The following is a 7,708-nucleotide window of genomic DNA, read 5'->3' as shown; positions in this document are numbered from 1 at the left end:
TCTCGAAGGCCAAACGCAACGCCGGTGACCTCGCCAAGCAGTTCGGTAACGAGGCGTTCCTCGCCGCCGAACACACGGCGGAGGGCATCGCCGCGAACACGCTCCCCGAGGGCCGTCTGTTCGACGTAGCGAACAAAGTTAGCGACTATCGCCTCTCGAAAATCGACAAGCAGGAGACGACCTGTGGGTTCTGTGCTGTCGGGTGTCGGTTTGAGATGTGGGGCAAAGACGGCGAGTCGCTGGGCGTCGTCCCCGTCGACGACCCCGATACGGCGCCGGCCAACAACTTCTCCACCTGCGTGAAAGGGAAGTTCGGCCACGAGTTCGCCAACAGCGAGAAGCGCGTGACCGAACCGCTGATTCGGAACGACGACGGCGAGTTAGAGCCAGCGAGTTGGGACGAGGCGCTGGACTACGTCGCCGACCGCCTCACCGAGATTCAGGACGAACACGGTATCGACGCACTCGGCTGTCTCGCCTCCTCGAAAGGGAGCAACGAAGAAGCGTACCTCGTCCAGAAGTTCGCCCGACAGGTGCTGGGCACGAAGAACATCGACAACTGCGCGCGCCTGTGTCACTCCTCGACGGTGGCGGCGCTCCAGCAGACCGTGGGGTACGGGGCGATGACCAACCGCATCAACGAGGACGTCGGCGAGGCCGACGCCTATCTCATCAGCGGGTCCAATACGACAGAATCGCACCCAGTGCTCGCGACGCGCATCAAACAGAACGTCCGCGACGGGGCCGACCTCGTCGTGTTCGACCCACGGGAGGTCGGCATCGCCGAACACGCCGACCAGTACACCCGCACCAATCCGGGGTACGACGTGGCGTGGCTCAACGGCCTGATGCGCTACATCATCGAACACGACTTACAGGATACGGAGTTCATCGAACGCAACACGAAGAACTTCGAGGACCTGAAGGAGAAGGTGCAGGCGTTCACGCCGGAGAAAGTCGAGGAGTTGGCCGGCGTCTCACCGGACGAGCTGGCGTCGGCCGCCGAGACGCTGGCCGAGGCCGACACCGTCGTCTTCGGCTGGGCGATGGGCATGACCCAGCAGTCCCACGGCACCGAGAACCTGCTGGCGATGGCCGACCTCGCGCTGTTGCTCGGCCAACTCGGCAAGCCCGGTGCGGGACTCTCGCCGTTCCGGGGACAGAACAACGTACAGGGCGGCGGGGGCGACATGGGGACTCTCCCCGGAAGTCTCCCGGGGTATCAGGACCCGGCCGACGACGAGGTGGGCGAGAAGTTCGCCGACGTGTGGGGCGAGCGCCCGCCCGAGGAACCCGGGCTGAAAGTGCCGGAGATGCTGGCCGAGGCCCACGAGGGGAACCTCCGCGGGATGTACGTCGTCGGGGAGAACCCGGCGTTGTCGGAACCGGACATCCAGCACGCCGCCGAGGCGCTCGAAGACCTGGAGTTCCTCGTCGTGCAGGACATCTTCATGACGGAGACGGCCGACCACGCCGACGTGATTCTGCCGGCGGCCACCTCGCCGGAGAAACACGGCACGTTCACGAACACCGAGCGACGGGTCCAGCGGGTGCGACCGACGGCGGAGCCGCCGGGTGAGGCCCGGCAGGACTGGGAGATTACGCAGGCGCTGGCGAACCGTCTGGGCTACGACTGGGACTACGACCACCCGCGCGAGGTGATGGACGAGATCAACTCGCTGGCACCCATCTACGGCGGCGTCACGTACGAGCGCCTCGAATCGGGCGAGGAACACGGGCTGCAGTGGCCCTGCTGGGACGAGGACCACGCAGGGACGCCGTACCTCTACGACTACGAGGAGGGGAACTTCAACCACGACGACGGGAAGGCTAGGTTCGTTCCCGCGGACGGCGGCCATCCCGGTGAAGTCCCGGACGAGGAGTTCCCGTTGACGCTGACGTCGGGGCGCGTGCTGTATCACTGGCACACGGGCCAGATTACGCGGCGCGTCGAAGGGCTGATGAGCCACGTCGGCGAGAGCTTCGTGGAGATTCACCCCGACACGGCCGAGCAGTTGGGCGTCGCCGACGGCGAATACGTCCGGGTAGAGTCCCGCCGGGGGTCCATCGTCGTCAAAGCACAGGTCACCGACCGCGTCGGTCCGGGAACGCTGTTCATCCCGATGCACTTCGCCGCCGGCGCGGTGAACAAACTCACCGGGGAGACGTTCGACCCCACGGCAGGGATTCCGGAGTACAAGGTGTCGAGCGTCCGGCTGGAACCGCTCGGCCCGGAGACGGACGAAGCCGTCCTCCGGACGCCCGATGCCGGAGCGGGTAGCGTGGCCGGCGACGACTGAGATCAGCAAGTCGATAATGTGAGATTGTTTGAAATCCCATTCGGGACGATAACCTCAGCTCAGACACGAGCAGTTTTCGGATTCACCCTTCAATAGACCAGACTTAGCAGCACTATGGGCTAATGACATTCCAATAAATGTATTCATAACTACTGATGTTGTCTAGCAAAACCACGTGTGATTCGCTCTTGTGGACGTGATACCGAATGGAGGGCTCAAGAATAATTCCGACGAATCAAGGTAGATTATCAGTTTGTCTTTTACGACCAAATTCTGTGATGTTTGTTTTTCCGACAACGATCGCTCCGGCATTCTTTAAATACTGGACGCTATCGAAGTATTACGGCGACGACATTCTCAAGTGGTTTTGCACCCTTCGCATGCTGAATCCCCTCTATACTCCGAGGAGGTCTTTGATCTCGATCGGAACTCCGTGAAGCGGATCCATTCTGCAGCAGTTTCAACGGCTCGTTCCGCTTCTTTTGCGTCCTCACGCGCTTCTATCGCTGGAAAGCCGGTATCGAACGCGTCCTACTCCTCCATCGCACCGCCACAGACGAGTACGGGTCGATTTGTCCCGAGAATGACTTCCTGGGTAACGCTCCCGAACAGCGCTTTACCGGTGGGACTTCGCTTTCGTCCACCGACGCAAATCTGGTCGACGTCGTACTCTTCGGCGTAGACGAGTATCTCATCTGCTGGGGATCCGCTCGACTCTAATAGCTCGACATCAACGCCGAGGTCTTCGAGACGCTCTTTTGCTTCCCGGACCGCTTCGACCTGACCGACTGACGCGCCCTCTGGATTGTCGCCGAAGACGTGTAAGAGATATGCATCAAACTCTTGTCCAGACTGAACCCTGTCCTCGACTGCGGCAATCTGAGCGTTGGCCTGCGGGAGCGGTGTGTCTAATGCGATCAGCTCTCGGAACATACGGCGCTTTTCTCGCCAAACATTCATATAACCACCGTGTGGTGCTGGTCGTCTGTTGGTCTGACCTATTGATCGTCGGGCAGGGAGACGGGATAGTCGAATCCCTGTGCTACCCATCTCGCTGGGCGGGAAACAGTTGGACGCGGTCGACGATAGGTTCGTCCATCGACAGTTCCATTTCGATGTCGGTCTTGGTGCGCTCAATCTCGTCGAACCCGATATTCTCGTAGACGGTAATCGCTCGGCTGTTTCCACACGAGACGTTGAGCGTTAGTCCGTCGCGGCCCTGGTCGTCGGCGTGTGCGATGAGATGTTTGAGCAATTCCGAACCGATACCCCTGTTTCTGGCGGACTGATGGAGAAAGATGACGAGCTCGGGCGCGGACGCAGACGCGGGAACGGCCGCAGCGTGGCCGATGATTCGGCTGTCGTCTTCGACCACGAGATTCAAACCGTTCTCAACGAGCGACGAGATCCATTTTTTTATCTGTGACCGCGTGGCTGGCGGAATTCCCTGCGTTCGACTGTAGCTGTCGAGGCCGTCGTACATGTCGACGACGGCGTCGAAGTCCGCTGGCTCGAAGCGACGAGCGATTCGGGGGACGCCTTCCTTGTCGACGAAGCGAGGACAGCGCGGCGGACAGTATTCGGTCCCCTCACACGAAGAGTTATCCCATCCGGTACAGGCCGAATTCGTTTCCGCGACGTTTTCGTTCATGTGAACATATACCATTACCGATGGTGAATAAATTGTCCCGAATCTCATCGGCTGGGAACTGGTCAGAGTCGGGAGAATGAACCCGTCAGTCCCACTCGGGGTCTCGCTTCTCGACAAACGCATTGAGCCCTTCGTTGAAGACGTCCGACTCGCTCGCCGTGCGGATCATGTCTCGCTCCAGTTCGAGATGGTCGTCGAGTTGTGATTGGAACGCGCTGTCGACCAGTGTCTTGATTTTCCCGTATACGTCCGTCGGTCCCCTTGCGAGCCGATTCGCTAATTCGGATATCTCGGCAAGGAAATCTGTGTGTGACCCGGTAACAATACGATCTGTTATGCCGAGACTCTTCGCTTCGGAGGCGGATATCGGTCGTGGATCGAAGAGAAGGTCGCGGGCCTGATACGGGCCGACCGCACGCGTGAGGAAGAAGGGTGTCGCATTGTCGGGGGTGAGACCGATACGTGCGTACGCTGTGTCCAACGACGCCGGCTCGTGCATAACGACCATGTCACAAGCGAGGGCGAACCCGAGGCCGCCACCGGCGGCAGTCCCCACAATAGCGGCGACGACCGGCGCATCAAGCGATCGAAGTGCTTGGATGAACCGGTTCGACGCCGCAGCCGTATTGTCTATTTTGGCTGGTCGGAGTTCCTGTGGCGTGTTCTGTACGTCAGCCAGGTTTGCTCCGACAGAGAAATCGCTCTCTCCGTAGAGGACGAGACACCGCACGTCGTCCCGTAAATCAGTCACCGCCTCGGTGAGTGCGTCGACGCTCGTTGCGGTGAACGCGTTCACGTCGTTCTCATCGGCTTCCATCACGAGCCACGCGACGCCGGTGTCGGTGTCGATGTCGGCCCGAACATCCTCGTGGTATCGTCGAGTCTCCCCGTCGGTCAGGTCTGGAGTCACGGTTATCGAACTCCGAGATACGTTTCGAGCACGTCCTGATCGTCCAGTAACTCGTCAGCGGGTGCCGTCAGTTCGATGTGTCCCGTCTCGAGTACGTACGCCCTATCCGCTAATTCTAGGGCCAAGTGCGCGTTCTGTTCGACGAGGAGTATCGTCATCCCTCGCTCGTTCAACTGTTCGATCATATCGCTTACGTCGTCGACGATCTGTGGTGCAAGGCCTTCTGACGGCTCGTCGAGTGCCAGCACTTCGACTGGTGGACCGACGAGCGACCGAGCGATGGCTAGCATCTGCTGTTCGCCGCCACTCATCGTGCCCGCCCGCTGGCCCCGTCGTTCGTCAAGACGATCGAAACTGTCGTAGACGTCCTCAATACTGAACGTCGTGCCACGGTTGGATTCTTCGTTGTCGGCTTTGACTCGGTTGGCGATCTGGAGGTTCTCGGCGACAGTCAGGTCGGGGAAGACGCGTCGGTCCTCGGGTGTCCAAGAGATTCCGCGTCGCCGAATCTGGTTGGGTGGGAGGCCCTGAACGTCGTCTCCGTGGAGACGGACTGATCCGTTTTTCGGTGGCGTGACACCCATTATCGTCCGAAGCGTGGTGGTCTTCCCGGCACCGTTACGGCCGATGAGGGCGACTATCTCGCCCTCGTTGATGTCTAACGAGACGTCGTGGAGGACGTGGCTCGGTCCGTAGTACGTGTCGACACCGTCTACTTCGAGTACCGTCATGCTGTCTCTCCTCCGAGATACGCCTGTTGGACACGCTCGTCTTTCTTTACGGTTTCTGGTGGCCCGGCGGTGAGTAACGACCCGTTCTCCATCACAGCGAGCCGGTCCGCGACACGCATGACGACGTCCATGTCGTGTTCGACGATGACGATGGTGATGTCCTCGGCGAGATCCTCGACGAGTTCGCGCGTCTCAACGGTCTCATCGGGGCTCATTCCCGCAGTTGGTTCGTCCATCACGAGAATGTCCGGATCACAGGCGAGTGCGATGCCGATTTCGAGGTGGCGTTGCTGCCCGTGGGCGAGCGAACTGGCCGGTTCTCGTGCGATGTCGAGGAGGTCGAGCCGTTTCAGCACGTCCATAGCCGCGTCACGCGGCCCCGGTTCGTTGTCGTGATGCCGAAGCAAGGCACTCGGTGACAGGTCAGATCGCTGTGCCTGAGCCGCCAGTCGGATGTTTTCGAGCGCGGTCAGGTCGGGGAAGAAGTTCGTTATTTGGAACGAACGCGCGAGCCCCTGCTGGACGATCTCCTGAGGTTCAAGCCCGTCTATTCGGTTCCCGCGCAATTCAATACGTCCATCTGTCAGCCCATATCGGCCGGTAATCAGATTGAACAGCGTCGTCTTGCCAGCCCCGTTGGGGCCAATGACGGCAGTCACCTCATCTTCACGAATGTCGAGGGTGACATCGTCCACAGCTCGGATCTTCCCGAACTCTTTCGAGACACTGTCCAACGCCACGAGAGGCGTTGCCATACCAACAACAGGTCCTTACGCATATAAAAATCTAACTCTGTCTGTAAACTCAGATACAGCAACCGTCCCGACGCTTAATGGAACCATAACATATATTTGTGCAGTATGCGTCGGTCACCGTATGCCATCAGAGAGCATGCCCCACGAGAAGCGTAGCGAGCAGTACAGTCGTCGGAAGTTCCTTGCAGGAAGCGGCGCTGTCGCGGGAGCTTCGATTGCTGGTTGTCTCGGCGGCGGTGGTGGTGGGGGGTCAGACACGGTCAAGATCGGATTCGTGCTGCCCTTCTCCGGGACGTACTCGTTCCTGGGCGAGAGTATCGTCAACGGGGTAAAACTCCGTCTCGACCAGCAGTTGGGTGGTGAAATCGACGGGCGGACGGTCGAATATATCCGACAGGACACCGGCGCAGACCCGGCGACGGGGGCGTCTATCACACAGGAGTTCCTCCAGTCGGAGAACGTCGATTTCATCGTCGGGCCGGTCTCCAGTGCCGTCGCGGGCGCGATGAAACCCGAGATAGCTAGCGCCGGTAGCGCCATCTGGCTGAACGCCAACGCGGGTAACTACAAACTCGTACAGGACAACTGCACGAGGTATCATTTCCGTACCTCGTTCAACACATGGCAGACGAGCGCACCGCTCGCCTCCTACGTCAAGGACAACATCGCGGACAACGTCGTCCTCTCGTACGCGAACTACACATTCGGGCAGCAGTCGAAGAACCTCTTTCAGGAGGCGTTCGAAGAGGCCGGTGGAACGGTCGTTGACGAGATCGGCGCACCACTCGGGACATCCGACTACTCGTCGTTCCTCCAGGAGATAGAGAACAGCGGGGCCGACGCCGTGTTCTCGTTCTTCGCCGGGAGTGACGCCGTGAACTACATCAAGCAGTTCAGCTCTTTCGGGCTCAATGAGAAGATGACACAGACCGGAAGCGGATTCCTCTTGTCGGCGGACACGCTTCCGGCACAGGGGAAGGCGGCTCTCGGGATGTACTCCCTCTTGCACTACACACCGACGAAGCAGTCCGACCGCAATCAGGCGTTTGTGGAGGCGTATTCGGGACAGTACGATACGACCCCGAACGTGTACGCGTGTCAAGGATACGACTCTGGGCTCGCAGCCGAGATGGCCGTCAAGGAAGCAGGTGGCACCGATACCGACAGTATGGCCAGTGGCCTCGCCGGGAAGGAACTGGACAGTCCGCGCGGCTACTTCAAATTCAAATCTAGTACGCACGATCCGATTATGGACATGGATGTCCGCCAAGTCGTCGAAGCGGACGGTGGTGGCGTCCAGAACGAAGTGGTCGAAACGCTGTCGCAAGTCGAAGGCCCAACGTGGGGGTGCAGCCTGTAAC

At 59.9% G+C, this 7,708-nt stretch carries 7 protein-coding genes; 2 read left to right on the top strand and 5 right to left on the bottom strand.

Features of this window, described 5'->3' with window-relative positions; translation table 11 throughout:
• Window positions 1-2,300 (top strand): formate dehydrogenase subunit alpha (gene fdhF, locus EGH21_RS20130; protein ID WP_220620196.1); only part of this gene is annotated, 2,300 nt, incomplete at its 5' end.
• A 531-nt stretch (window positions 2,301-2,831) separates the two neighbouring features.
• Here the strand turns inward: fdhF and EGH21_RS20125 are convergent.
• The 5 genes from EGH21_RS20125 to EGH21_RS20105 all read right to left on the bottom strand — a co-directional run bounded on the left by EGH21_RS20125 (window position 2,832) and on the right by EGH21_RS20105 (window position 6,347).
• Window positions 2,832-3,233: a universal stress protein gene (locus tag EGH21_RS20125; protein WP_220620195.1), complete on the bottom strand. Its 402-nt coding sequence runs from the start codon at window positions 3,231-3,233 to the stop codon at window positions 2,832-2,834.
• A 109-nt stretch (window positions 3,234-3,342) separates the two neighbouring features.
• Window positions 3,343-3,951, bottom strand: a complete 609-nt coding sequence (locus tag EGH21_RS20120; protein WP_220620194.1) for a GNAT family N-acetyltransferase — start codon at window positions 3,949-3,951, stop codon at window positions 3,343-3,345.
• Between the two features lie 85 nt (window positions 3,952-4,036).
• Window positions 4,037-4,768, bottom strand: a complete 732-nt coding sequence (locus EGH21_RS20115) for an enoyl-CoA hydratase/isomerase family protein (protein WP_220620193.1) — start codon at window positions 4,766-4,768, stop codon at window positions 4,037-4,039.
• Between the two features lie 95 nt (window positions 4,769-4,863).
• Window positions 4,864-5,592 carry an ABC transporter ATP-binding protein gene (locus EGH21_RS20110; protein WP_220620192.1) on the bottom strand — a complete coding sequence of 243 codons (729 nt, stop codon included), beginning with the start codon at window positions 5,590-5,592 and terminating at the stop codon, window positions 4,864-4,866.
• Window positions 5,589-6,347 carry an ABC transporter ATP-binding protein gene (locus EGH21_RS20105; protein ID WP_220620191.1) on the bottom strand — a complete coding sequence of 253 codons (759 nt, stop codon included), beginning with the start codon at window positions 6,345-6,347 and terminating at the stop codon, window positions 5,589-5,591. Before EGH21_RS20105 ends, EGH21_RS20110 begins: the two co-directional genes overlap by 4 nt.
• A gap of 121 nt (window positions 6,348-6,468) precedes the next feature.
• Between EGH21_RS20105 and EGH21_RS20100 the strand changes: the two genes are divergently transcribed.
• Complete coding sequence (locus EGH21_RS20100; protein WP_236035709.1) at window positions 6,469-7,707, top strand: ABC transporter substrate-binding protein; 1,239 nt, start codon at window positions 6,469-6,471, stop codon at window positions 7,705-7,707.
• Window position 7,708: the final 1 nt, after the last annotated feature.

The organism is Haloarcula rubra, from assembly GCF_019599465.1.
Lineage (GTDB): Archaea > Halobacteriota > Halobacteria > Halobacteriales > Haloarculaceae > Haloarcula > Haloarcula rubra.
Note: the sequence above shows the minus strand (reverse complement) of the source record. Positions and strands in the feature narration are given on the sequence as shown.